At 65.7% G+C, this 2,193-nt stretch carries 3 protein-coding genes; all 3 read left to right on the top strand.

Features of this window, described 5'->3' with window-relative positions; all coding sequences use genetic code 11:
• On the top strand, positions 1-487 hold a 487-nt coding region (locus ACIHFD_RS67740; protein ID WP_397375947.1), incomplete at its 5' end, for a PP2C family protein-serine/threonine phosphatase.
• A 542-nt stretch (positions 488-1,029) separates the two neighbouring features.
• Entirely contained in the window at positions 1,030-1,395 is a 366-nt protein-coding gene (locus tag ACIHFD_RS67735; protein ID WP_397375946.1) for an RNA polymerase sigma factor, read from the top strand.
• 88 nt (positions 1,396-1,483) lie between these two features.
• Positions 1,484-1,954 (top strand): DUF397 domain-containing protein, encoded by a 471-nt coding sequence (locus ACIHFD_RS67730; protein ID WP_397375945.1) that lies wholly within the window; start codon positions 1,484-1,486, stop codon positions 1,952-1,954.
• Positions 1,955-2,193 lie beyond the last annotated feature (239 nt).

Below are 2,193 nucleotides of genomic sequence, written 5' to 3'. Positions count from 1 at the left end.
CCTGCCTGGTAAGTGCTTTCATGTCAAGCCGCCCAGGAACTCCAGGTCACTCTCAGCTACTTTGCGTCTGGTCGCACGGACCCGCGCGGAGGGCCTTCTGCGCGGCGCCGAGTTCTTCCAGATCACCACCGATCACACCATCGTCCAGTCCATGGTCGACCAGGGCCGCCTCACCCCCGAGGAGGCGACCACCCATCCCCAACGGTCGCTGCTCCTGCGAGCCCTGTCGGGCGCGGGCCAGGCCGCACCCGACATCCGCCTCCACGACGCCCGGCCGGGCGACCGGTACCTACTGTGCTCCGACGGCCTGTCCGCCGTCGTGCCGCCCGCCGACCTGCGCCGGGTGCTGGCCGAGGCCACCGCCCCAGAGGAGGCAGTGCGTGAACTCGTCGCGCTCGCCAACCGCACCGGCGGCCCCGACAACGTCAGCTGCGTCGTCGCAGACGTCAGTAGCGAAGGCCGTGACCACACAGGCAGCGGCCGGTGACATAGACCGGGAACCGGTCGCCGGGCAAGGCGCGCCGGAACAATACCGCGATCTCTCATTGTGCGAGTGGCGTTCCAGAGTTAGCTTCAGCCGCATGGCACAGTGGTGTGCTTACCCTGAACCGACGGCAGAGCTGGACTGCACGCGACGGCCTCCCCAGCCTTCTAACAGGCATGGAACACGACAACGAGGCCGACCCCACTGGGTCGGAGGGGAACGAGACTCCAGCCCAGCCTGGCTGGGATATCCCCGGTCTGGTGCTCTTCTTGAACGCCACGACCGCAGGCCTTGGCGGCCTCTCTATCGCTACACATTCCGTGCTCGTCACCTTGGTCGCTGCGGCTCTGGTGGCGGCACTGGCGGGGTGTATGGCCCTGCGGGGCCGTCGGACCAGTGGCTGAGCAATGGGTAGCGCCGACCCTGCTGCGGCTGCAGACAAACTGCCGTCAGGCGAGTCGAGCCCTGTACGGACCAGTAGCGGATCTACGAATGCCGCCTTTGAGGAGTACGTTCGGATTGATCTCTCCCGCCTCACCGCATTCATGATCAACCAAGGCTGCCGGTTTCATGAGGCGGAAGAGATTGTCGCCGAAACGATGCTACGGGTCTACGAGAAGTGGTCAGAGATCGCGTCGCCCAAGTCCTACGCTCGGACGACCGCGACACGTCTGATGATCGAATGGCGCAATCGGCTAGAACGGGGGCGCCGACTGGAAGAACAAGCTGGCTGGGGGAACGATGATCGGCGCGATCAGGATGAGATCGCCTCCCGAATCGACAGCATCGCGCATGTCCAGGCTCTCAATCAGCTGACCACCCTGCAGCGGATGGTGTTTCATGGACTCTGGACGGCTTCACTAGCGCGGAAATCGCCGAACGGATATCCGCGATCCGGGAGCGCAAGATGACCCAGGCGACTGTCCGCTCCGTTCGGAGGCACGCGCTACGACGGCTGAAGCAACTGCGGTCGGCTCGAAGTGAGGAAGGAGACCGCCCATGAGTGGTGACACGGCTCCGGACGCCTTCAGCAGCCTCCAGAATTCACATAAGGACCTTGTCGGCTACCTGGACGAGATAGTCGATGTCGAGCGGACTCTCGCCCAGACCGTGGCGCGCGCCCAACGGTCGGCCGCAGGACTCCGCCAGCACGAGACTCCTATTGCAGATACACGCCACGACGATCAGACACAACCCAGGCCTGCTCCTGCCGAACGGGGCGGCGGCGTCGAGGTCATGCCTCTAGCAGACGGACACATCGCGGTTCGCGACTCTAAGAAACACGACGGCCCCGTCCTCGTCTTCACGCTAGCGGAGTGGAACAAATTTATCGAAGGCGTCAAGACGGGCGAATGCGACACTCCGGAGGACGAATACGCAAGCGGCAGCCGGTTGATTCCACCCGGAGCGTCAGACCAAGATCGGGCACCGGACATAGATGCGCCAGCTCGATCTCACAGTGTGAGCTGATGACCATCCGTCTCTCAGGCGTCGTCCCACAGGTCGTAGTCGTTGGACTCGCCGCGAGCCAGCCGTTCGGCGCGCATCTGTTCGCGTTCGGTGTCGGTGATGCCGGTGATGTACTCCCACAGGCTGACCCGCTGGACCTTGCCGCGGGGGGGGGGGGGGGGGGGGGGGGGGGGGGGGGGGGGGGGGGGGGCGGGGGGGGCGGGGGGGGGGTGGGGGGGGGGCGGCGCGGGCAGCGGGGC

The sequence above is a fragment of the Nonomuraea sp. NPDC051941 genome, from assembly GCF_044593615.1.
The sequence above is the reverse complement of the archived record's forward strand: the minus strand, read 5'-3'. Positions and strand labels throughout refer to the sequence as shown.